Here is a 24702-nt window from a genome sequence, read left to right as displayed (position 1 = left end):
GCGATGACCGATGAAGAGAGATTGCGTCAGTATCAAGATTTATTGCATACAGGCGCTATTACGCAAGATGAATATGACGATATGACAAAGTACTTGCGAGCAAGGCTAGAAGAAAAGCCAGAGCTTGATGAGAAGGCTGTATCGGTAGAAGAAACACCAGCATTAGTAGATGTTAAGTCAGTTGATGAGGATGCTAGTCCTGAAGAGGACGACGACACAGCTGTTGCAGAAGAACCCGCGTCTGATGGGGGAAATAATGCAGTTGTTGATGAGCATAAGCAGGCGATTGTTTTGATGCCTAGACAGGCAGAAAAAAGTGCCACGCAAGCTGCTCTGTCACGGTCTGAACGGACGACTGTCAATGCTGATAAAGAAACGAATAAAGCACTGCAGAAAAACCACGATTTATTGATTGCGGTGGTTGTTGTGTTGGTAGTTTTGATTGGTGGTGGGGTTATTGTGACTCACCATAATCAAAAGAATGCCCAGATTGGTACGGAAAGTGTGAAAAAGGAAACTAGTAAAAAGGCTTCCTCATCATCTTCTTCTGTAAAGCAGGCTGCTAGTGATAAATCAGAAAAGAAATCAAGCAGTGAAAAGGAAACTGTACCAGCACAATGGTCAGATGCACAAAACAGTGAATTAGCAGATTATATGAAAATTTGGCAGACTGCTGTTGGACAAGATTTTGTTGGTACTTACAATGGTGATACACCAAAGCATTTAGAATATAAATTCCCGGAAGCTCTTAAAGACGGGCAATTAAAGGATCATTTAAAACTTGACGATAAAAAGGTAGACTTTACGTGGTCACCCAAAGCAGATAAAAAGGCTGATTATCAAGTAGTGGCCGTTACGACGGGTTCACGACAGGGGGTTGATTCACCAACTTCTTATTTCTTTGTGATACATGAAGGTAAGGGTTATGTGTACGCAACAGAAACAGCTAGTGGTAAAGATCTAACACTGACTGAAACGCAAAATGCAGATTTAAAAAATAATTTTGCTAATATTGTTGCAGAAGCACAGAGTACGGATGCTTCTGCAACAGATGAAGAACCACAAGAAGATGTCACAATCAGTGACGATGCTACGGTTACAGAATATTAAAAATTAGATATACCTCAAAAGTTAAGGTGAAAGCCTAAGCTTTTGAGGTATTTTCTATAAAATGGTAGATGGGTGGATTCTTTACGAAATGTACTAAAAAGCATATACTTACTTTTAGTAAACTAAAAGTAACGGAAAGATGGTTGATAAAAATGCAAAAAGTAAAGTACGAGATAAAACATTTAACAATGTGTGTTGTTGATGAACAACGGACACGTGTATTTTATGAAAAAGTGTTGGGCCTTGTTGATGTACAATCTGATGAGAAAGAGATTAATTATGCTTTCCGTGAAGGCGAGCAACCATTTTTAACAATGCTGTTAGGTGGTAAAGCCCAAACTGTTGCACAGACTGGTTTGTATCATATGGCTTTGCTTTTTCCTGATGCAACAGAGTTAGCATCGCTTTTGCATCGTTTATTAACTTTACAGATTCCGGTAGGTGCTGGTGACCATTCAGTAAGTGAAGCATTATACATTAATGATTTTGAAGGTAATGGTATTGAGTTATACCACGACCGTGATGCGGCTGGCTGGGATTCGCAAGATGGATTAGTCACAATGGGGACGGATGAGGTTGATGGTGAGCAGTTGTTGGCTAAAAAGCAACATGATTGGGCAGGATTCCCCAGTGGGGATGAAGATTGGTCATTTGCATTTTATGGGTAATCATTTAGTGACTGCTGACCAATTTTTTATGGATTTTTTGCAAATGGATCTTGTTTCTAAAATATCAACGTCAGCTCATTTTTATTCAAATAATCATTATCACCATCACCATGCGGTGAATTTGTGGCAAAGTGAAAATAGTGAGTTGAGACGTTTAGATGAAGCTGGCTTGATTGACTGGTCCGTGTTTGTCGATAAAAATTATTTTGCTTTACTCACACAACGAGCAGAAGCGTTAGATGATGTTATGTTGATTAATGCGCAACAAATTAAAATAATAGATCCAATGGGGACGATATTATCAATTACGCATGATTAATTATCGTGCAAGTTATTTGGGTTTTAACGATTAGATACAGCTTATTAGACAATTTACTGATAATTATGGTAATCTGTGCATAAAGAAATTAGCTTATAATTTATAATTACTTTTAATAAGTGATGTTCTTTTAGAAAGAGGGATAGAACAATGGCAACGATTTATGATTTTACAGAAACTGAGATGAATGGTAAAACAATTAATTTGAAAGATTATGAAGGTAAAGTTGTTATTATTGTAAATACTGCAAGTAAGTGTGGTTTAGCGCCACAGCTTGAAGGATTAGAAACTTTATATAAAGAGCATAAAGATGATGGCTTGGTTGTATTGGGGCTACCATCTAACCAATTTAAGCAGGAACTTGATAGCGACGAAGCAGCGAATGAATTCTGCCAAGTGCATTATGGTGTAACATTTCCAATGACTCGTCGTGTGATGGTTAATGGAAAAGATGAAGATGAATTGTTTACGTATTTAAAAGAGCAATCAGGAAACGGTGCGATTAAGTGGAATTACACGAAGTTTTTGGTTGGTCGTGATGGCAAATTAATTCGTCGTTACGCACCAATTACTAAGCCTGAAAAAATGGTAGATGATGTACTAGCAGCCTTGAATGATTAGCGAACATTATCATTTTGTGTAAAATAGAACAAATTATAAAAGCAGTTACAAATTTTTAAATCAATGTAACTGCTTTTATGTTAAAAAAATCACATAAATACAGTCACTCAATAAAATTCCTGTATACAGGAATTTTATTGTTTCGCATACGAATAGTGTTGTGGTTGATTACTTATAATATGAGCGATAAAATATACTTGTTGGTAAGAAGTTAGCAAAACATTTATTGATTGTTTTTGTATATATTGTTATAACAAGCATACTATTTGGGGGTATTGACATGAAGGCAGCAGTTTGGCATGGTGTAAAAGATATTCGAGTAGAAGATGTAGACTTAAAGCCAGCACAAGACAACGAAGTAGTTGTTCGCGTTGCTTACGCAGGAATCTGTGGAAGTGACTTACATGAGTACTTGGAAGGCCCTGTCTTCATTCCGGTTGACAGAGTAGATGAATTAACTGGTGGTGAAGCACCATTAACAATGGGACACGAGTTCTCAGGTGTCATCGAATCTGTTGGTAAGGATGTTGAAAATTACAAGGTTGGGGATCATGTATCAGTCAACCCAACTGTCACACATGGAGAATCTCCAGATGATGTAGATGTTTATGATGGTTATAGCTTTATTGGTTTGAGCTGTGATGGTGGTTTTGCTGCCCACGTAAATGTGCCAGAATCTAACTTGTATGCTTTGCCAGAAGACTTCTCATTACAATTAGCTGCGACTATCGAGCCAACGGCTGTGGCAGTGCAAGCTGTTAAAGAAGGTGGCTTGAAGTTTGGACAAAAGGTTGCCATTTTCGGTGCTGGTCCAATTGGTGTGTTAGTAGCTGCTGCAGCTAAGGCAGCTGGGGCAACTAAGATTGTGGCGGTTGATTTGTCGGCAGTTCGTTTGGAAAAGGCACTAACAATGGGTGCGACTGATGTTGTTAACCCTAGTGATGTTGCGGATCCTGTCGCTAAGGTACGTGAGATCTTAGGCGGTGGTGCTGATGTATCATTTGAGGTAGCTGGTGTACAACCAACATTTGAGCAAGCTATTTCAGTAACTAAGGCCCGTGGAACAGCAGTTATTGTTTCAATCTTTGCGCACCCAATTACATTTGATCCAATGCAATTGATGAATGCAGGGGTTAAGTTGACCTCAACAATCGCTTACTCACGCGAAACTTTCCAACAAACTGTTGACTTGGTAAGTTCAGGACAAATCAATGTCGAACCTGTTATTACAGATATGATTGGTTTGGATGATGTTGTTGAGAAGGGATTTGATCGCCTATCAACTGATAAGTCACAAGCTAAAATCTTGATTGATCTAACTAAAGAAGATTAAACGAAATATAATATTTAAGACACATGTATTTATATAATATGTGTGTTTTTATTTTACTTATTTAAAATAAGTGTTTACAACTTTGTAAAAGTAAGTTAAAATAATCTCAACGACGAAAACGTTGGATATAATGATTAATTTTAAGGAGAAATATCATGGCAAAATATGGTGTAATTGTTGGATCAACTCGTAAGAACTCATACTCATTGGGTGTGGCAGAAGCATTGGTTGCTGGTTTACCAGCAGATGCAGAAGTTACTTATTTGGATATTGCAAAGCTTCCTTTGTATAACCAAGATTATGATGAGGCTTCACCAGTAGAATATACTGAATTCCGTGATGCTGTTAAAGCACAAGATGCATTTATTATGGTAACGCCAGAGCACAATCGTAGTGTGCCAGCTGCTTTGAAGAACGCTTTGGATGTTGCTTCACGTCCTTGGGGACAAAGCGTTTGGGCAGGTAAGCCAGTATTGCCAGCTTCACAATCAATTTCTGGTATTGCTGGTGTTGTAGCACACCATGTTTTGCGTAACTCATTGGACTTCTTAGACATGAAGATTATGCACCAACCAGAATTGTTCATTGGTAATACTGCTGAACTAGCTGATGAAAATGGTAAGATCACTAACGAAGGCACAAAAGAATTTTTGGCTAACGTAGCTGGTCAATTTGCAGAATTTGCAAAGAACTAATAAATTTAGGTCAACAGCAATTAGCTTAATTATCTAAATAGCAAACCATCAATATACTGGTGGTTTGCTATTTTTTTATTTCGTTAGTTAAGTAATTGTTTTTTTATATAATAAACGCATTAAATTCTCATGTAAAAATTATTTTTGACAGCTATAAAATAAGGCGGTATAGTTTCTAACGGACTTTTAAAATTTTATTTGATAGAAATCAGAGGTATTATATGAAGAAAAGATGGTTATTTATCTTAAGCATTGTTTTGCTCGGTGTGGTAATGCGGTCAACGTTTACAACAATTCCCGTAGTCATTGATAATGTGGCTAATACATTTGGCTTGCCAGTATCACAATTGGGTATTTTAACGACATTACCATTGTTAACATTTGCAGTCATTTCACCAACAACAACATTTTTCACAAAACGTTCTGGAATTGAGAAAACGTTATTAGTGGCGCTCTTATTTGTTGTAGTTGGATCAATTGCACGTGTTGTCAGTGCACCAATGTTGTTTATTGGAACGATTTTGGTTGGTATCGGAATTGCTTTTATTAATGTGTTATTACCAGCAACGTTGGTTAAATTCACGCCAAATAAAATTGGTGTTTATACGTCACTATACAGTACAACGATGACGTTGATGACAGCGGTGTTCCAAATTATTGCAGTACCCATTACCAAAACATTTAGTTGGCAAATGTTGATTGTATTTATCACAGTCATTGTTTTACTAGTGATGGTGACTTGGATTGCGCATATGTTGATTAATACTGACCAGGCATTAGATAAGTCAGTAACCAAGACAACGCCCACGGCAATGAAAAAGATTAATCCATGGCGTAACAAATATGCTTGGTCTTTGCTGGTTATGGCAGGTATTCAATCAGCAGTCTTTTATACGTCAATTGCTTGGGTTCCAACAATTGCACAACGAACAGGTGTAACAGCCACGCAATCAGGCTGGGTTATTGGTGTCTTATCATTGATTGGTATTCCGGTTTCAATGTGGGTACCAAGTTTTTTGGAACGTTCATCGTACAAAGGACGTCGGGCGTTGATGACAGGTGCTACGGTGCTATGGTTACTTGCAATACTTATGATGTTTAATCAACATGCCGGTCTTGTTTGGTGGTTGATTGTGACAGCCTTTATCGGTATTGGCGGAACGGCCGTGTTTGTCTACATGGTAACGTCTTATGCGATTCGGACACGTACTGCCAGTGAAAGTTCAGCGTTATCAGGAATGGCACAAACGGGTGGTTATCTAATTGCAGCTGGTGCGCCATGGGCGTATGGTGTTTTATATGCACAACTGAATAATTGGATTTTGCAAACCGTTGTGATGGCGATTGCAATTGTTATCTTTATTGCTTTGATGTGGTTTTCTGAGAGCGATAAAACAATTTTTGAATAAATTTGGCTGGTTCTGTTAATTTAGATTAACGGAACTTTTTTTATTTACTTAAAACTTCGTCTTTGATGGTTGATGAGTTTTGATAAAATAATTGGCACTAATAGAAAAGAGGAGCTTATATGTCGGTAACAAGTGTCGAAGTGCATGATTTGATGACAGTTAATGACTTTATCGCTTTTAAGGATGATGATTTTAAACATCTACAACAGGATGTTGCTGACTTAAAGCATGAAAGCACACATTATAATCATGAAATAGCTGACTTAAAAAGCGATGTCCAAGTATTAAAAGTTAGCGTCATTGAGCTACAAATTGATGTACGCTATTTAAAGCAAGATGTCACAGAACTTAAACAAGATGTCCAAGGATTAAAGTTGGATATGGCTGAAGTGAAAGTCGGCTTGAAAAATATTGTATCTGAAATGCGCTTTTTTAAATGGTTGATTGGTATGAGTGTTGCTTTACCAAGTATTATTTGGATGATGCAGCAACTATGTCGTCTGATTGGCTGTCCAATTGATTAGCGCATTGTTTAGTAGAATGATTGCCTGATATTGATAAACTAGTATAATGAAAGACAGTAATACTAAAGATAATGAGAGAGAAAATATGAGTCATACAATCATGCCTGTACGATTAGGGCAAATACTAACAGGAAAAGTCGTTGCAGTACGCTATAACGGATTCGGTGTCGTCATGCTGAATGATTACCCGATTCATATGGCCAACGCATTTACAGATGAAACTGTTAAATTTGAAATAACCCAAGTAAATCGTAAATTCGCACGTGCTGAGGTTGTGGGTATTGTTGACCCGTCGTCAGATCGTGTTGAAATGGGTAAAGACTACTTGTTAGACGTAGGGATAGCACCATATGTAAACTTACGTTATGAGGCCCAACTAAAATTAAAGCAGGCACAGGTTAAAAAAATATACACAGCAGCAGGAATTGCAGCAAACATTGCACCAACAATTGGTATGAAAAATCCGATTCAATATCGCAATAAAACGGTGGTGCCGATTAAAAATGATGGCGAGAAATTGGTGACCGGTTTTATTAAGCGACGGACACCAGGTGAGATTTTGCCGTTAACAGATTATTATGTGAATGATCCAGTTATCGACCAAACCATTGCCACGGTGCGTGATATTTTAAATCAGCACCACGTAACAGTATTTAATGATGAAACGCAGCAAGGTGAGCTGCGATACATTATGGTGCGTCGTGGTTATTATAGCCATGAATTAATGGTTGTTTTGGTTTCTCAAACGGCAAACATTAAAGATGAAACAGATATTGCACAAGAAATTGTTGATGTTGTGCCGGGGATTCATAGCGTTGTCTTAAATCATAACCCCCGGTCATTGCACTTGTTAATGTCAGGTAATAATCGAACTTTATGGGGTGAGGATGTCATTCATGATACGTTGTTAGGTATTGAATTTGAAATCGGACCTAATTCGTTTTATCAGGTTAATCCACAAACAACAGAAGTACTGTATGCATTGGCGGCCAAAAAGGCAGAATTAAAATTAACAGATACAATAATTGATGCCTATTCTGGTATTGGGACAATTGGGTTAACGGTGGCTAACCAAGTTAAACAAGTATTAGGTGTCGAGGTAATTGCGCGTGCTGTCATTGATGCACAAAAGAATGTTGCTAATAACAATGTGAAAAATGCTAGCTTTGTTACAGCAGATGCGCCTGAACAAATGCGCAAATGGCAACAAGCTGGGATTAAAGCAGATGTTATTTTTGTCGATCCACCTCGTCGTGGACTAACAAATGAATTGTTGGATGCAGTGGCAGAAATTAGGCCTAAACGGTTTGTTTACGTGTCATGTAATCCAGAAACGATGGCACGTGATGCTAAGTATTTAATTGAAAAGGACTTCCACATCAAAGGGGATGTACAACCGCTAGATCAATTTCCACAAACAGCACATGTTGAAGTGGTTACGGTGTTTGAACCTAATAATTAAACAGCAAACAGTGTTATAATAAAAAATAATTTTTACTATGTTAAGAACCAACAAGCAAGAGCTTATAGCTTTTGCTTGTTGGTTCTTATTTTAACGAAGATTTATAAAAGAAAGCGTATTATTAATAGCTTTGATATAATAAAACTACTTAAATAATTTTTGAAAGGTAGTTACGGTTAGTAGAATGAAACCGAAGTTAGAAGATGTTGCAAAATTAGCTGGCGTATCAAAAACCACAGCATCTCGTGTGCTTAATAATCGTGGTTATTTAAGTGATGAGACACTAAAAAAAGTACACGATGCCATGGAAACACTAAATTATCAACCCAATGCAGCAGCTCGTCAATTATTCAAACGAAAGACGGGCCTAATTGGATTGATTTTTCCAACTGTATCCAATCCATTTTTTGGTGAACTAGTAAATTATTTAGAGTATGAATTATATCAACGAGATTTTAAAGTGATTATTGGTAATTCATTACATGATATTAATAAAGAGACCGACTATTTAAACCAATTATTAGCTGGACAAGTCGATGGATTAATTGTTGGGACACATAATCAAGGAATTGAGGAGTACAAATATAGTCACTTGCCAGTTGTGGCAATTGATCGTGTTGTAAATAGTGATATTCCAATTATCGAGTCTGATAATTATAAAGGTGGTGTTTTAGCAACACAACGTCTAATTAATGCTGGTGTTACACGTATTATTCACACAAATGGACCAAGCGCTCTAGAAACACCGACACAGCGACGGCGTGAAGCTTATGAAGCGGTAATGAATGAATATGGGTTAGAACCTCATACGTTTACAATAGATTTTAGTTTATCATTTGCGGAAAAAAAGCAACGTTATAATGAATTGTTTAGTATATATCCTGATATGGAAGCGTTGTTTGTATCAAATGATGTTGATGCAAGCATTATTATGACAATTGCAAATGAACGTGGCCGAAAAATTCCTGAAGATTTATTGCTTGTTGGTTATGATGGGACAGATCTAATGCGTAACGTGATTCCCGAATTAACAACGATTATTCAGCCTATTGAAAACATGGCTAAAATAGCGGTTGATGTCTTAGTAAAACGAATTGAAGGAATAAAAACAGAATCTGAATATATATTGCCAGTAAATTTGTGGGAAGGTAAAACCAGTAGTAGATAGTTTTTGACCAGGTGACTGGTCTTTTTTTTATAAAAATATATCAACCGGTTGACGTGTTTTTGAATAACAGTATATAATATCACTTGTGAAAGCGATTACATTTTTTGTTTTAGTTAAATGGCGCTGTTGCTTATTTATTCAAGGGGGGATTATCCTGTGTCAAAATATATGAAAGCTTTTAAAAATGAATCCTATCTTCAAAGTTCCGTTACGATGTTTTTATACTTTGCGTCTTGGGGAATTTGGTGGTCATTTTTTCAATTATGGTTAACATCCAAAAGTGGTTTGGACTTAAATGGTAGTGCTGTGGGGACAATTTATTCTGCCGATTCATTAGTGACATTAATTTTGATGTTTTTTTATGGCGCATTGCAAGATAAATTAGGAATTAAAAGACATTTACTAATATTTAGTGGTGTCTGTGCGGCTTTGGTCGGACCATTTTTTATTTATGCGTATGAACCAATGTTACATAGCAATTTTACAATTGGCTTGGTAGTCGGTTCAATTTTTTTATCAGCCGGATTTTTAGCAACTACGGGTATTTATGAAGCACTGGTTGAAAGATTTAGTCGTGTATTTAAATTTGAATATGGCCAAGCACGTGCCTGGGGCTCATTTGGATACGCAGTAGTGGCGCTTTTAGCAGGTCACTTGTTCGTTATTAACCCAGATTTGAATTTTTGGATTGGGTCAATTTTTGGTGTAATACTATTGCTTAACCTTTGCCTTTGGGTACCTAAGGCAGAGCGACGGGAAAAAAAGCGTGATAGCCAAACGACACAAGCCTCGGTACCTAGTGTTAAGGAAATGTTTTCATTATTGAAGTTACGTGACCTTTGGATAATTATTATTCTTATCTTTTTTACATGGACATTTTATACTGTATTTGATCAACAAATGTTCCCAAGTTTTTATGCTGGTTTGTTTGGATCAGTAGCCCAAGGACAACAAATGTATGGTAATTTAAATTCAATTCAAGTGTTCGTAGAAGCTATTATGATGGGAATCGTGCCAATTATTATGAATAAAATTGGTGTACGTAATACGTTATTGATGGGAATAACTATTATGGCAATTCGTATCGGATTATGCGGGCTTATTGATAACCCAATTGCAATTTCATTTGTTAAAATGTTGCACTCCTTTGAAACACCGCTCTTTATTTTATCAATTTTTAGATATTTCACTTTACACTTTGAAACAAAATTATCAGCTACTTTGTATATGATTGGATTTCAAGTTGCAGCACAATTAGGACAGGTTGTTCTTTCAACACCTTTAGGAATGTTACGAGATAAATCAGGCTATGCAACAACTTTCCATATTATTACAATTATTGTGGTGATAGCTGGTATTTATGCATTTTTTATGATTAAAAAAGACAATCAAGATGTCAATGGTGAACCATTAATCAAGCAATCAGCTTAGTCAAGAAAGGAATTTTAGATTATGAATGAAACATTTATCCAAGTAACAAATACACGCTATCGTCCTAATTTTCACGTAACGGCACCAGCAGGCTGGATTAATGATCCAAATGGGTTCGTTTATTTTAAAGGGTATTACCATATTTTTTATCAGTACCATCCGTATAGTGCAGATTGGGGACCAATGCATTGGGGTCATGCCCGTAGTCAAGATCTTGTTCACTGGGAATCATTACCAATTGCTTTATCGCCAGAAAAACCAATTTCTAAAAACGGTATTTTTTCAGGAAGTGCAATTGTCAAAGATGATAAATTATATTTGATGTATACAGGTCATCACTTTGGTGATAGCGGGCATGATGATGATTTTTATGAGGATCAAAATATCGCCATTAGTGAAGATGGTATTAATTTTGAAAAATATGCAAGTAATCCCGTAATCTCAGTGCCACCAATTGATAATACAACTAATTTTCGTGATCCAAAGGTTTGGCAAGCAGGTGACACATACTATGTGATTCTTGGTGGACAAACACAAGATTCGAAAGTAGGACGGGTACTACTGTATTCATCAAAAGACCTGTTAAATTGGCATTATGAAGGTGCAATAGCGCAGGCAAGAACACTAGATACAGAAGGATATATGTGGGAATGTCCAGATATTTTTTCACTTGCAGATCATGATGTTTTGTTGATGTCGCCACAAGGGATTAAACCTAGTCATGAAAAGTATTTAAATTTACACCAGACAGGATATATGATCGGTAAATTAGATGTTGCGACAGCAAAATTTGAAAGAAATAATTTTGTTGAAGTTGACCATGGGCATGATTTTTATGCTAGCCAAACAACGTTAGCGCCTGATGGACGACGGATTATGTTTGGTTGGATGGCTATGTGGGAAAGTGAGATGCCTGAGAAAGAAGATGGTTGGGCAGGAGCCTTAACATTCCCACGTGAATTAAAACTAAAAGATAACCATATTTATATGGAACCAGTTACAGAATTAGAAAAATTAAGGATTAAACAAACAGAGAATAAAGTATCATTTTCATCGAATTTAACAGAAAAATTATTATTAGAAAATGTTGATAGTCATGAAATTCAATTGCAATTAAATGCAGATGAAGATTTTACGTTAAAGTTTATGGCAGCAGATGATGTTGTATTGGCTTTACAATTTGAACATACAGAAAATAAGGTAACAATTTCAAGATCAGATCGTTCAGATAAACGAATCGGTTATGTTAACCAATCAGCGGTCATAAAGTTACAATTGCTGATTGATCGTAGTTCGGTAGAAATTTTTATTAATGATGGTGAGACGGTGTTTACAGAACGTTATTATAGTGAGATGCATCCTGATGTTCTCTTAGATAGAGTAAACTTTGCCGATGTGCAAGCTACTACGTATGATTTAGGAAAAAATGCAGTTAAATATTAAAAAAACTAAAATAGGAGAAATATAATGTCGTTTTTAGGAGCAATTGAAGCAGGTGGAACAAAGTTTGTTGTTGCAGTAGTTGATGTGAACAATCCGGATAAAGTTATTGCACGTGAAAGTTTTCCAACGTTAGATGGCGCAGCCACAATTAAGCAAGTAATAACATTTTTTGATCAATTCCAAGACATTGCTGCAATTGGAATTGCCGCCTTTGGGCCGATTGACATTAATCCACAAAGTCGAACGTATGGATATGTTTTAGATACACCTAAGCGGGGATGGTCAGGCTATAATATTTTTTGGGTGCTATGAAAGCATGGCGTGACATTCCCTACTATTGGACAACAGATGTAAATGGTGCTGGATGGTCAGAATATGTTTCGGGTGCAGCAAAAGATGTTGAAAATGTTGTTTATTTAACGGTTGGTACAGGTGTTGGAGCTGGAATCATTCAACATGGCCAATTATTGAGTGGTAATTCACATCCTGAGGCGGGCCATATTATGATGCGTAAACATCCTAAAGATCAATATGCGGGACATTGTCCATTCCATGGGGATACATGTTTAGAAGGGTTAGCTTCAGGACCAGCAATTGAAGAACGTTGGCAAGAGTCAGCAAAATCTCTACCTGATGTTCACTTGGCTTGGGAAATTGAAGCTGATTATTTGGCACAGGCATTAGTAACATATACAACTATTTTAAGGCCAGATAGAATTGTATTTGGTGGTGGTGTACCACATCGTAGTATTTTATTACCTATGGTTCGTGAATCATTTGCACGCCAGTTAGCTGATTATTTACCAGTTGATGATTTAGAACATTATATTATGCATGTTGAACATGGTGATAATGCTGGTATTTTAGGGTGCTTCTATCTAGCTAAATCATTATTAACTAAATAAATTAAAAATCATTGCTTACTAACAAGATCATTATGACATTTGTTAGATAAGCAATGATTTTTTAATGTCGTTGTATTACCAACGCACTTTCTGATGTTAACATATTTTCATAATAAGATACGCTGTAAGAATTAGCTGGCAGTTTAGCAAAGTACCCCTTGATGGTGTTTAACAATTGCGCATCTTCGCTTAGCAAGCATAAGAGGCCATCTGTTTTTAAAAACATTAAAATGGCTTTAGTAGCATTTTGAACGGCCGCTAAATCTATTTGAGCATCTAATTGAAACATGGCAGCACCAATTGGTTGGGTTGGTTCTAGGTAGTTGATGATATTTGTAAAATCTTTATTAATCAAATCAACTCGCTCATTTAGACCGCTTAAGAATAGTGAGGCAGCAACATCATCGATTTCATCTTTTTTTTCTGAAAAGGCCAAAAGTTTGCCAGTATCACCAACGCGACTAGCTAAGAAACGAGTGATGTCCCCATGATGAATAGTAGCATCAATCGCTAGGTCACCAGGATTTAAGTATTCATTTAGTGATATTTGAACTAGATTTTGAATTTTGCGCATTTTCGAAAACCTCTCGTGTACGATATTTAAAAATAACTTCTTTAGACATAATTAATAGGAAGGTTCCTAAGCCAAAACCGGCCAAAATATCTGACAAGTAGTGTACGCCTAAATAGACACGACTAACAGGAATGGCGATAATTAAAGCCGCAAACAAGGTCATAAATGCATAGCGGATATTATCTTCAGATTTTAAATAATAATGGACTAAAACAATTAATGAACCGTAAAGTAAAATAGCGTTTAACGCATGCCCTGAAGGAAATGAATAACCTGATTGCTCAATAACATGATAAATGTCGGGGCGTGGTCGTTTGAAAATATGCTTAAACACACTCATCACACCACCGCCAAAGACACCAACGTTGACAATCATAAACACGGCGACATCCCATTTACGAATTAGTAACGCAATGATTGCGGTGATAGCCATGACTAGAGCAGTCCATTTTGTGTTACCAGCACGCGTAATGTTGCGGAAAAACCATGATCTTTCAGGGGTTAGTGGTTCACGAATATAACGAAAACCAAAATGATCGATTATACCAATGTAACCAAGATTGTAGACATAACCCAATGCCATAATAATAAATATTGTTAAACCACCTAAAGCAATGGCTAATTGGAAATAATCAAATTTACGTAAGTGCACTTGTTGCGACCTCCTTTTTATTTATTTCTCATTTTATTAGTTTAGCACAAAATGTCTTAAAAATATTAATGAGAATTAATTTGGCTAATCCTTTATGAATATTGAAAGCTCGGTCTTTTTTTGATAAAGTAAGACTATTAAAGTGAGGTTATCAATCATGGCATATCAACACAAATTAGTAGAGAAAAAATGGCAACATTTTTGGGATGAAAATCAGACATTTAAAACAACAAATGCAACTGATAAAGAAAAGTTTTTTGCAATGGACATGTTTCCATTTCCATCTGGACAAGGATTACATGTTGGTCACCCAGAGGGATATACGGCGACAGACATTGTGTCACGTATGAAGCGGATGCAAGGTTATAATGTCTTACATCCAATGGGCTTTGATGCTTTTGGGTTACCAACTGAAGAATACGCCATTAAAACTGGTGAAGATCCAAAGACGGTAACGGCTAAAAACGTCAAAACTTTCCGTCACCAAATGAAATCATTGGGTTTGTCTTACGATTGGGCACGCGAAGTTAACACAACGGATCCTAAGTATTATAAGTGGACCCAATGGATTTTTGAACAATTATATAAAAAAGGGTTAGCTTACGAAGATGAAATCATGGTTAACTGGGCCCCAGATTATAATGGTGGAACAGTCGTTGCCAACGAGGAAATCATTGATGGTAAAACGGAGCGTGGTGGCTATCCAGTTTATCGCGTACCAATGCGCCAATGGGCTTTGAAAATCACAGCATACGCAGATCGTTTGATTGATGATTTGGAAGATTTGGATTGGCCAGAAGCCATTAAGGAACAACAACGTCACTGGATTGGTCGCTCGATTGGGGCATCAGTTAATTTTAAAGTGCAAAATACTGATGATGAAATTGAAGTATTTACGACACGTGCTGATACGTTGTTTGGTGCAACATATTTGGTCTTATCACCGGAGCACCAGCTTGTTGAAAAAATTGTCACAGATGCACAACGTGATGCTGTTGAAGCTTTGAAGGCTGAAATTGCTTCTAAGTCAGATTTAGAGCGTACGGACTTGAATAAAGATAAGACCGGTGTTTTCACCGGTGCTTACGCTATTAACCCAGTTAATGGTGAAGTATTGCCAATCTGGATTGGTGATTATGTTTTAGCATCATACGGAACGGGTGCTATTATGGCAGTTTCTGCCCATGATAGTCGCGACTATGATTTTGCTAAGAAGTACGACTTGCCAATTCGTCCCGTTATTGCTGGTGGTGACATTGAAAAGGAAGCTTATACTGGCAATGGGGAACATATCAATTCTGATTTCTTAAATGGTTTGGATAAAGAAGAAGCCATTACCAAGATGATTGATTGGTTAGAGGAAAATCATGCTGGTCACAAGAAGGTTAACTTCCGTTTACGTGATTGGATTTTTTCACGTCAACGTTACTGGGGTGAGCCAATTCCTGTTATTCACTGGGAAGATGGTGAACAAACATTAGTACCTGAATCAGAATTACCACTACGTTTGCCAGAGGTTGATAATATTATGCCTTCAGGTACGGGTGAGTCACCATTGGTTAATGTTGATGATTGGGTTAATGTTGTTGATGAGAACGGTCGTAAAGGTAAGCGTGAAACAAATACGATGCCACAGTGGGCTGGATCATCATGGTATTACTTGCGTTACATGGATCCACACAACGATCAAGAAATTGTGTCACCAGAGGCAGAAGCTTACTGGAAAAATGTTGATTTGTATATTGGTGGTGCAGAACATGCGGTATTGCATTTGCTATACGCACGTTTTTGGCACAAGGTATTGTACGATTTAGGTGTTGTACATACGAAGGAACCATTCCAAAAGTTGGCTAATCAAGGAATGATTCTTGGTGAAAACCATGAAAAGATGTCAAAGTCAAAGGGCAACGTTGTTAATCCTGATGATGTTGTTGCTGAATATGGTGCAGATACATTGCGTTTGTATGAAATGTTCATGGGACCTTTGGAACAATCAATTGCTTGGTCAGAAGAAGGATTGGCTGGGTCACGTCGTTGGCTAGATCGTGTTTGGCGCTTGATCATTGATGATGAAGATAAGTTACGTGATCACATTACAACAGTTAATGATCACAAACTTGATAAAATCTACAATGAAACCGTTAAAAAAGTGACTGATGATTACGAGAACTTACGTTTTAATACGGCAGTGTCACAGATGATGATTTTCATCAATGAAGCTTACAAGCAAGAAAACTTGGCAGTTGAATATGTTGAAGGATTTATTAAAATGTTGAATCCAATTGCCCCACACATGACTGAAGAATTGTGGAGTTACTTACATGCTGATGAATCAATTGCGTATGCTAAATGGCCAACGTATGATGAAGCTGCCTTGGTAGCTGATGAAATTGAAGTTATTCTACAGGTTAATGGTAAGCTACGTGGTCGTGTTACTGTACCAGCTGATGCTGATCGTGAAGCTATGATTAAGATTGCAAGTAATGAAGAAGCTATTCAAAAGCAACTTGATGGTGCTGAACCTAAGAAAGTTATTGCTGTACCTGGTAAGCTAGTTAACTTTGTTATTTAGTCGTTATAATAATTAAATGAAATCACTGTATTCATCTGAATTCAGTGATTTTTTTATGCGTTATTTATGGTCAGATACGTTATTATTATTGAATGTGGCGAATTACATCTACAAACAATTAGATTTCTTGTGTATAATAATATATTAGGTTGTTATCGGCGCTATAGTTCAACAGGATAGAACAAGGACCTCCTAAGTCTTAGATCACAGTTCGAGTCTGTGTAGCGTCATCAAATATTAGGAAGGGGACTAAGCATGAAGGACGATAAAACACCCCAATCAAATTCGCCATTTCGACGAGATATTACGTTTGAAGAATTAAATCAAATTATTAATGGTAAAAAAGTTGATGAAGTTTTTGATGAACGGCATAATGATGCACTTTCTCCGGAAAGTACAACGTCAGAGAGTACGAAACCAATAGTAGCAAATAATCCTAACGTTAAAATGCATAAAAATGGTGTTGCAACGTTTAAAGTACATGAAGTACCAGACACAGTCACTAGCAACCTAGCAACGCCCCTGACTAAACAACAAGTAACTGAAAAAGCAGTTGAAAAAAGTGCTGAAGTGGCACCGGTACAATCAGCAGTAACATATGAAGAAAAAATTACGCCACCAGTAGAATCGGAAAAAGATGCCAAGTCCCGAATGCTGCGTGGTTCAGCTTGGATGACGATTGGTAGCTTAGCGTCACGTCTGCTAGGTGCGTTGTATATCATTCCGTGGATTGCGATGATTGGAAATGTGTACTACAATCTTGCCAACTCGTTATTTTCACAAGGTTATCAGATTTATAGTGTGGCTTTGCTGATTGCAACTGCTGGGTTGCCAAATGTGTTAGCTCGATTGGTTGCTGAGTATAGTGCTTCGCGACAGTATGAAGCGATTCGGTACATCTTCAGGCAGGCACTAAATCTTGGTGCTATTTTGGGAATTGTTGCTGGTGCTATACTATACTTGTCAGCAGGGTTGCTATCACAAGGTGACCCGAATGTTGTTCGGGTCATTAGAGCATTATCAGCAGCGGTTGTCATTATCCCAATACTTTCAATGTTGCGTGGTTATGTGCAAGGTTTTGAATTTATGGGTTTGTCGGCTTGGTCCCAGTTTATTGAACAACTGGTACGTGTCGTATACATGTTAGCCATGACGTACTGGATTATGGTTGGTCATCATGGCGACTGGATTGATGCAACAGTTCAATCAACCTTCGCCGCTTTCTGGGGTGCGTTAGCTGGAATCGTCATTTTACTATTTGGTATTTTGCGTCGGCGTCGTTTCTTTAACGAAAAACGTAGACAGGGTGTATCGGTTAAAAAATTCGATGCACGGGCTATCTTAATACGGATGGCACGTCAGTCAGTGCCGGTCATCTTTGCAGGTTCGGCCATTTCATTGATCCAAGTGTTTGATCAGTACACGTTCTTTAGAATTATTCGTGCATTTACGGATGTTTCAAGTGGTGTCATGCAAGCGATGTATGCCCAGTTTGCTTTTAACTCAAACAAGTTGGTCATGTTGGTGGTGTCATTAGCTGTAGGAATGTCTGAGACAGCTTTACCGATGATTTCAAGAGCCCGTGAGATTGGTGATCGTGAAAATATTGGCCATCAAATTCAATTTGCTTTTAAGTTACTAGCATTTGTGATGGTTCCAGCTGTTTTGGGGATGGTTGCTGTTGCGCGTCCACTATACATTTTGTTCTATCAAACAAATGATGTCACAAATGGTACGCTGATTTTACAATTTGCTAGTTATTCAGCTATTTTCTTGAGTTTGTATATGGTCGTGTTAGCGATTTATCAAGGATTAGGACGATTGGGGTATACAGTTAGACTGTTGGTGTTAATTTTCATCCTTAAGTTTGTTTTGCAAATACCATTAACGATCTGGTTACAAGGAATGGGACCGTTGCTTGCAACAACTATTGCGTTTATGGTGGGAATGATTATTGCGATTTATCATCTATCGACTTTATATCATATTGATTGGTCATCCTTTAATGCTACGTTCATGGTTATTCTGTTTTGGAGTTTAATTATGTATGCAGTTGTCACACCAATTACTTATACGTTAGGTCTGTTTGTGCCAGATACTAAATCAGCACAATTATTGTTGTTAGTAATTGCTGGTGCGATTGGGACTAGCATTTATGGTATAACTATTTTAAAGACACATGTTGGTGAGGAAATTTTAGGTGCCCGGGCCGTTAAATTGGCGCATAAGTTGCATTTAAAAAAATAAAATGACGAATATTAAGATATGGTTGGACTCAAATATTGAGCCCAACTTTTTTTAAACTAAATTGTGGAAAAACCTGTGTAAAAGACCGCCTGTTTGTGGAAAACTCATGTAAAAAGGTGGAAAAGAGTGTTAGATTTCCACCGACTACTTTTTAATTTAAATTTTAAGTCATAAAAAAATATTGGAAAACCAATCTAAGTTGCTTGTTTGGATACTTTTTATTAAATTTTTTAACACTATTTACTGTGGAAAACCTATATTTATGAGTTGTTTGCCAAAATTTAAGGCAGATAGCGTATAATTTAAAATAATATATATGAAGATAAGGATGAGAGTTAAACATGACACGTTCATTTGAAGAATTAACAACGGCAGAATTTGAAGCATTCGCCCAAACGCATGCTGACGGTAGTTATTTACAAACAGCTTCACAAGCTCGTTTGTTAGCTCGTCGTGGCTGGCAAACAAGCTTAGTTGGTTTAGTTGAAGATCATAAAGTTCAAGCAGCGGCAGTTTTGGGATGGATTCCGGTAAAAATGGGAAATCTTTTTCAAATTGACGGTGGTATGTTGATTGATTTTAGTAATCAAGAGTTAGTGACAGAATTTGTTGCGGGTGTTATGGCATTTGCTAAGGAACATCAGGGTCTTTTTTTACGAATTATGCCCAATGCAATTTATCGTAAATTTAATGATGACGGTACACAAATTGGTACAGATGATAATACGGTGATTGATGCGCTAATGGCAATTGGCTTTACACATGCGCCTGCAACACAAGGATGGACAACTAATTCATCACCATCTAGGCAATACGTGAAATCACTAAAGCCAGTATTAGATGTTGATGGTGATTCTAAGGCATTACGGGCATCATTTGCTAAAGATGGTAAATATTATTTGAAGAAAACGGACCAATTTGGGATTAAAGTTCATCGATTAGCCAAAGATGAATTGCCCGCATTTAAAGCTTTAACGCAAGATACGGCTAATCGATTAGACTATCACGATAAAGACTTAGATTTTTATGAAACCGTCTTTGAAGAGTACGGTGATGATGCGTACTTTGTATTTGCTGAAATGGATTTTCCGGCCTATATTAAAGGACAACAACAAGCACGTGACCATCTAGCCGAAGTGGTGGCTAACCTAGATGCACGAATTGCTGAAAAGCCAAATTATAAAAAGTTAAAGCGACAACGCGCTGAATATGCTGATCAACATAAGCAACACGAAAAACGAATTGCGCAAGCACAGACTGCACGCCAAGAGGCTGGCAAGGATGTTGTTGTCATCGCAGGTGCTTTATTCTTAGCGACAGCTAATGAAATGATTTACCTTTATTCAGGTACGTATGATGAATATAAGAATTTTTACGGGCCATATGCTGTGCAAGAATATGCATTTAAACAAGCAGTAGCACGTAAGATTCCAAATTATAATTTCTACGGCATTTCTGGTGTATTTGATGGTTCTGATGGTGTACTAGGATTTAAACAAGGTTTCGCTGGTTATGCAGAGGAAAAGGTTGGTTCATTTATCAAGCCAATTAACAGTACCAAATATGCAGTTTATCGCTTCTTAAAGAAAATTTTGGCGCGCGGATAGTGTGAATAAATAAAAAATGTAATGATGTTAGTTCTAAACTACTGTCATTACATTTTTTAATCTTATTTATTTTTTAAAGAAACCATAATGCCATAGAATGAGCGTGATAATAATCATAAAAATAACGGTAATCAAGATAGTGTATATCCAACCATCGTTAACGCGTGTTAATGGTAAGATGACATTTTGACCGAAAAATCCAGAAATAATCGTGGGAACAGTTAAAACGATTGATGAAACGGTTAATAATTTCATGGTCCAATTTAGATTGGCATTGGCAACATTATCAAAAGCATTGGCAACGCTGCTGGTAACCTCTTGAGAAAGTTTACTAGTATCTAAAGCTTGTTTTAATTCAACTTCAACATCTTCAATTCGTTCAATTTGACGAGAATTTAGAGTATTGTGATCATGTTTTTTAAGTGTTGTTAGTAACGTATGGTCTGTTTGTAATGAATTAATTAAATAAATTAAGTCTGTTTGTAAAGACATTAGTTGATTGATGGCGGGTTGAGTAGGTTTAGTTGACTTGATTGAGCTTTGAATAGATAGACGTTTCCGATTGATATTTAAAATTGACTTCATAAATTCACCGGACAGTTTTTCGGCAACGTTGAGGATGAAATCAATTGGTTGTATTTGTGAATTCTCAGCTGTTTCGTTGGTGAATTTTGTTATGTAATTAATGACATAGTCAGTTTCTTTACGTGTAAATATGTACAAATCAGGTTGGTCGATGTTATATAAAAAGCTAATTGGTTCAGTTGTTGCCCGATTTGATGTCGGGGTAACAACGTCAAAAATCATTAGATTATAATGGTGTTCATCATCAAATTCCATACGTGCACTTTCATAAGGGTCGATAGCATAGTTTATGATTTCGTTTGGAATGTTTTTGGAATGGACCAGCCATTCGCGGTCCTCAGGGGTTAATTCATCAATTTGATACCAAGTAGCGTTGGCAGATAGTGGTTGTTTGTTAATCATGATAGTGCTCTTTTCTTTATTAATTCATCCATATATTTTTAAGGTATCCTATCATAGTATAACAATGTCTGGTATATATAAAGACCGACAAGTCAGCCATATTAAATGGTTAGCTTGTCGGTCTCGGGTTCGATTATAAAGATAATGAAATCGTCAGTTAAGCAATTTGTGTGCCGGCTTCTAGTGTATTGTCTAATTTAAAAATGTGCTCTACATCGATAATAACAAGCGCAGCCCTTGGGAAACGGTCAAAAATACTTTCAGGCAAGAGTTCGTTAGCTAAATCATCATTCTCATGTATGTGAGCTTGACCTTCGAAACGGAAACCTTTTTGTGCCTCGCGGTCAGCAACAGCCACAGCAGCGCGACCGTTTTGTTGTAAATTATGGTACGCGTGATGGAAAGTGTGTTCGAAATATACTAAGTGTGAGTCATCTAACACGTGTAATGATCCTTTTGGGCCGACTTTTGGCATGCCGTTTTCATCGGCGGTAGCTAAAAATGGAAATTGCTCTTGTATCATTTTTTTCATATCATCAGTTAATTTAGCCATAATAGATGACCTCCCTCATAAAATAAAGACTATATCACTTACTAATTATAAGAAATGAGCAACCGGAAAGCAAATGATTACTGCTTATTTAGAAATTCTGTCATCTAACGGTAATGAGGAGTTGACTAATTTGTTGAATATCGGTATACTTTAAAAGTTATCGATAACAAAAATGGAGGAATTAAACTATGGCAGTAAAGTCACCATATAACTCATGGGCCAGCCGTCGTCCAGTTTCACATGACCAAGCAAAGAAGGCACGTCATGCTGAAATTGTTAACATCCAACAATGGGCCAAGGGTAAAACTGAATTGGAATCAAAGTAATTTGATTTTAATTAGTGATTAAACAAAAACCGTACTGATGTAGATATACATTGGTACGGTTTTTTTGTTATTTAAAAATAAAAATTATTGGATATCGGATGATAAATAAACGCAGTGATTATAAAATATAGGTAAAAATAAAAAATGAATTAGCGATGAAATAGCAAAGACTAACGAGGAGCATTAAACGATGGCAAGTAAATATCCAACAGCAGAATTAATTGGCGTGGTGGTGCAGCAAGCCAATGATGGTCAGTATGCGCTAAAAGAAAATAAAATAGACCAAGTAACATTTCATAGTTGGCGTATTGGTAAACACACTAAAGGCAAGCTACTAGAACCAGGCCAATTATTTTTAACAGAAAATAATTTATTTGTGATGTTGATTGCAATTAGACCATTAGCGTTTAAAAATCGGCATGACTTCAATCCAATTTCGCGCTTTTTAACAACGATGGGACCAGAATCATTGAAAAAGCAATTATTAACAAACTATACCAGTTAATTTTTATTATCAAATATTGTGCTGTTATTTTATAAATCTCAGGTTAAAATAATGCATACAGACTATTTTTTATTTGAGCAATAGGGGGATTTAAATATGGCAACAGCAGAATTTGGGGTTGTAGGATTAGCTGTTATGGGGCGTAACTTAGCCTTAAATGTCGCATCACGTGGCTATAAAGTAGCACTTTATAATCGTACATCCGGGCGTACGGAAGACTTGGTAGCCAAGCATCCTGATTCAGGATTTGTACCTAGTTATTCAATTGAGGATTTTGTCACATCAATTCAAAAGCCACGACGTATTTTATTGATGGTTAAGGCAGGTGCCGGAACTGATACCGTTATTGAAGAATTATTACCTTATCTAGATGAAGGTGATATTTTATTAGATGGTGGTAATACTTTCTTTGAAGATACGATTCGTCGTTCAGAAAAGTTAGAAAAATCAGGAGTTAACTTTATTGGCATGGGGGTATCTGGTGGTGAATTAGGAGCCTTGCAAGGGCCTTCGATGATGCCAGGTGGTCAGCGGGCTGCTTATGATTTAGTAGAACCAATTTTGCAAGAAATTGCAGCTAAGGCACCTGAAGATGGTAAGCCAACGGTTACGTATATTGGACCTGATGGTGCTGGTCACTATGTGAAGATGGTGCACAATGGGATTGAATATGGCGATATGCAACTTATTGCTGAATCATATGATATGTTAAAACGCATCCTTAAATTAGATAAGCAGCATTTAGCTGATACTTTTGCGCAATGGAATACAGGTGAGTTAGACTCGTATTTGATTGAAATTACAGCAGATATTCTAACGCGGGATGATGATTTAGGTTCAGGCAAGCCAATGGTTGATATGATTCTGGACCGTGCCGGTAATAAGGGAACTGGTAAGTGGTCATCACAATCAGCATTAGAAGTTGGGGCGCCACAATCCTTAATCACAGAATCTGTTTATGCACGATATATTTCAGCATTAAAAACAGATCGTGTTGCGGCTTCTGAAGTATTAGCAGGACCAAATTATGAATTCCAGGGTGACGAAAATGCAACGATTGAAGATATTCGTAAAGCTTTGTATTTTGGTAAAGTGATGTCATATGCACAAGGGTTTGATCAATTACGGATGGCTTCAAACCACTATGAGTGGTCATTGCCGTTTGGTGAATTAGCCCAATTGTGGCGTGCTGGTGCAATTATTCGTGCACAATTCTTGCAACGCATTACTGATGCGTATGATGAAACGCCTGATTTGCACAATTTGTTACTATCACCATACTTTAAGCAAATTGCTGAGTCTTACCAGGATGCTGCTCGTCGCGTGATTGCATTAGCAACTACTGCGGGTGTCCCAGTTCCATCACTGTCAGCAGCAGTAGCTTATTATGATTCATATCGTTCAGCAGTGTTACCAGCTAATTTAATTCAAGCCCAGCGCGATTATTTTGGGGCCCACACGTATGAACGTGTTGATAAGCCCACTGGTGAAATGTACCATTATTCATGGTATGACGAAGCATAAAATAACAATATAAATTTATTTATGTTGTTATGTGGTATAAAGTATGCTAATATTTATTTGGTTAAGC

The 24702-nt window shown here is 37.0% G+C and carries 22 protein-coding genes, 1 tRNA gene and 1 pseudogene; 20 read left to right on the top strand and 4 right to left on the bottom strand.

Annotated features, from left to right (window positions below; genetic code table 11):
* Nucleotides 1-3: 3 nt before the first annotated feature.
* The 13 genes and pseudogenes from FFM61_RS02365 to FFM61_RS02305 all read left to right on the top strand — a co-directional run bounded on the left by FFM61_RS02365 (nt 4) and on the right by FFM61_RS02305 (nt 13088).
* Nucleotides 4-1110, top strand: coding sequence for a DUF4767 domain-containing protein (locus FFM61_RS02365; protein ID WP_074427091.1), 1107 nt, complete (start codon nt 4-6; stop codon nt 1108-1110).
* Nucleotides 1111-1262: 152 nt separating this feature from the next.
* Nucleotides 1263-1778, top strand: coding sequence for a VOC family protein (locus tag FFM61_RS02360; RefSeq protein ID WP_083194443.1), 516 nt, complete (start codon nt 1263-1265; stop codon nt 1776-1778).
* Nucleotides 1747-2097 (top strand): VOC family protein, encoded by a 351-nt coding sequence (locus tag FFM61_RS02355; RefSeq protein WP_083194445.1) that lies wholly within the window; start codon nt 1747-1749, stop codon nt 2095-2097. The genes FFM61_RS02360 and FFM61_RS02355 overlap by 32 nt, the downstream gene beginning before the upstream one ends.
* 150 nt (nt 2098-2247) lie before the next feature.
* Complete coding sequence (locus FFM61_RS02350) at nt 2248-2718, top strand: glutathione peroxidase (RefSeq protein ID WP_074427092.1); 471 nt, start codon at nt 2248-2250, stop codon at nt 2716-2718.
* Between the two features lie 280 nt (nt 2719-2998).
* Complete coding sequence (locus FFM61_RS02345) at nt 2999-4051, top strand: 2,3-butanediol dehydrogenase (RefSeq protein WP_074427093.1); 1053 nt, start codon at nt 2999-3001, stop codon at nt 4049-4051.
* Nucleotides 4052-4206: 155 nt separating this feature from the next.
* Complete coding sequence (locus FFM61_RS02340; protein WP_074427094.1) at nt 4207-4746, top strand: NADPH-dependent FMN reductase; 540 nt, start codon at nt 4207-4209, stop codon at nt 4744-4746.
* A 221-nt stretch (nt 4747-4967) separates the two neighbouring features.
* Nucleotides 4968-6155: an MFS transporter gene (locus FFM61_RS02335; RefSeq protein ID WP_074427095.1), complete on the top strand. Its 1188-nt coding sequence runs from the start codon at nt 4968-4970 to the stop codon at nt 6153-6155.
* Nucleotides 6156-6274: 119 nt separating this feature from the next.
* Entirely contained in the window at nt 6275-6679 is a 405-nt protein-coding gene (locus FFM61_RS02330; RefSeq protein WP_074427096.1) for a coiled-coil domain-containing protein, read from the top strand.
* Nucleotides 6680-6764: 85 nt separating this feature from the next.
* Nucleotides 6765-8141 (top strand): 23S rRNA (uracil(1939)-C(5))-methyltransferase RlmD, encoded by a 1377-nt coding sequence (gene rlmD, locus FFM61_RS02325; protein WP_074427097.1) that lies wholly within the window; start codon nt 6765-6767, stop codon nt 8139-8141.
* Nucleotides 8142-8325: 184 nt separating this feature from the next.
* Entirely contained in the window at nt 8326-9309 is a 984-nt protein-coding gene (locus FFM61_RS02320) for a LacI family DNA-binding transcriptional regulator (protein WP_074427098.1), read from the top strand.
* Nucleotides 9310-9477: 168 nt separating this feature from the next.
* Nucleotides 9478-10740 (top strand): MFS transporter, encoded by a 1263-nt coding sequence (locus tag FFM61_RS02315; protein ID WP_240005962.1) that lies wholly within the window; start codon nt 9478-9480, stop codon nt 10738-10740.
* Between the two features lie 21 nt (nt 10741-10761).
* A complete protein-coding gene (locus FFM61_RS02310) occupies nt 10762-12183 on the top strand; it encodes a glycoside hydrolase family 32 protein (protein ID WP_074427100.1) in 1422 nt (473 codons plus the stop codon).
* 24 nt (nt 12184-12207) lie between these two features.
* A pseudogene (locus tag FFM61_RS02305) lies at nt 12208-13088 on the top strand (ROK family protein).
* A 61-nt stretch (nt 13089-13149) separates the two neighbouring features.
* Here the strand turns inward: FFM61_RS02305 and FFM61_RS02300 are convergent.
* Nucleotides 13150-13662: an RsmH family class I SAM-dependent methyltransferase gene (locus tag FFM61_RS02300; protein ID WP_074427101.1), complete on the bottom strand. Its 513-nt coding sequence runs from the start codon at nt 13660-13662 to the stop codon at nt 13150-13152.
* Nucleotides 13622-14314 carry a phosphatase PAP2 family protein gene (locus FFM61_RS02295; RefSeq protein ID WP_074427102.1) on the bottom strand — a complete coding sequence of 231 codons (693 nt, stop codon included), beginning with the start codon at nt 14312-14314 and terminating at the stop codon, nt 13622-13624. The genes FFM61_RS02300 and FFM61_RS02295 overlap by 41 nt, the downstream gene beginning before the upstream one ends.
* Before the next feature lie 157 nt (nt 14315-14471).
* Here FFM61_RS02295 and leuS point away from each other — a divergent pair, with 157 nt between their 5' ends.
* The 4 genes from leuS (at nt 14472) to FFM61_RS02275 (ending at nt 20740) form a co-directional block, all read left to right on the top strand.
* A complete protein-coding gene (gene leuS, locus FFM61_RS02290; protein ID WP_074427103.1) occupies nt 14472-16886 on the top strand; it encodes a leucine--tRNA ligase in 2415 nt (804 codons plus the stop codon).
* Between the two features lie 157 nt (nt 16887-17043).
* A tRNA-Arg gene (locus FFM61_RS02285) sits at nt 17044-17116 on the top strand.
* Nucleotides 17117-17141: 25 nt separating this feature from the next.
* Nucleotides 17142-19133, top strand: a complete 1992-nt coding sequence (locus FFM61_RS02280; RefSeq protein WP_074427104.1) for a putative polysaccharide biosynthesis protein — start codon at nt 17142-17144, stop codon at nt 19131-19133.
* Nucleotides 19134-19474: 341 nt separating this feature from the next.
* Complete coding sequence (locus FFM61_RS02275) at nt 19475-20740, top strand: aminoacyltransferase (protein ID WP_074427105.1); 1266 nt, start codon at nt 19475-19477, stop codon at nt 20738-20740.
* A gap of 66 nt (nt 20741-20806) precedes the next feature.
* Here FFM61_RS02275 and FFM61_RS02270 read toward each other — a convergent pair whose 3' ends face one another.
* Nucleotides 20807-21727, bottom strand: a complete 921-nt coding sequence (locus FFM61_RS02270; RefSeq protein ID WP_074427106.1) for a magnesium transporter CorA family protein — start codon at nt 21725-21727, stop codon at nt 20807-20809.
* A 157-nt stretch (nt 21728-21884) separates the two neighbouring features.
* On the bottom strand, nt 21885-22280 hold the full coding sequence (locus FFM61_RS02265; RefSeq protein ID WP_074427107.1) for a pyridoxamine 5'-phosphate oxidase family protein: 396 nt from the start codon (nt 22278-22280) through the stop codon (nt 21885-21887).
* A gap of 188 nt (nt 22281-22468) precedes the next feature.
* Here FFM61_RS02265 and FFM61_RS08930 point away from each other — a divergent pair, with 188 nt between their 5' ends.
* From FFM61_RS08930 to gnd, 3 genes are all read left to right on the top strand, one after another.
* Nucleotides 22469-22606 carry a hypothetical protein gene (locus FFM61_RS08930; RefSeq protein WP_168388703.1) on the top strand — a complete coding sequence of 46 codons (138 nt, stop codon included), beginning with the start codon at nt 22469-22471 and terminating at the stop codon, nt 22604-22606.
* Between the two features lie 190 nt (nt 22607-22796).
* Nucleotides 22797-23111: a DUF7671 family protein gene (locus FFM61_RS02260; protein WP_074427108.1), complete on the top strand. Its 315-nt coding sequence runs from the start codon at nt 22797-22799 to the stop codon at nt 23109-23111.
* 96 nt (nt 23112-23207) lie between these two features.
* Nucleotides 23208-24635, top strand: a complete 1428-nt coding sequence (gene gnd, locus FFM61_RS02255; RefSeq protein ID WP_074427109.1) for an NADP-dependent phosphogluconate dehydrogenase — start codon at nt 23208-23210, stop codon at nt 24633-24635.
* Nucleotides 24636-24702: the final 67 nt, after the last annotated feature.

It is taken from the genome of Weissella hellenica (assembly GCF_005405545.1).
GTDB lineage: Bacteria > Bacillota > Bacilli > Lactobacillales > Lactobacillaceae > Weissella > Weissella hellenica.
Note: the sequence above shows the minus strand (reverse complement) of the source record. Positions and strands in the feature narration are given on the sequence as shown.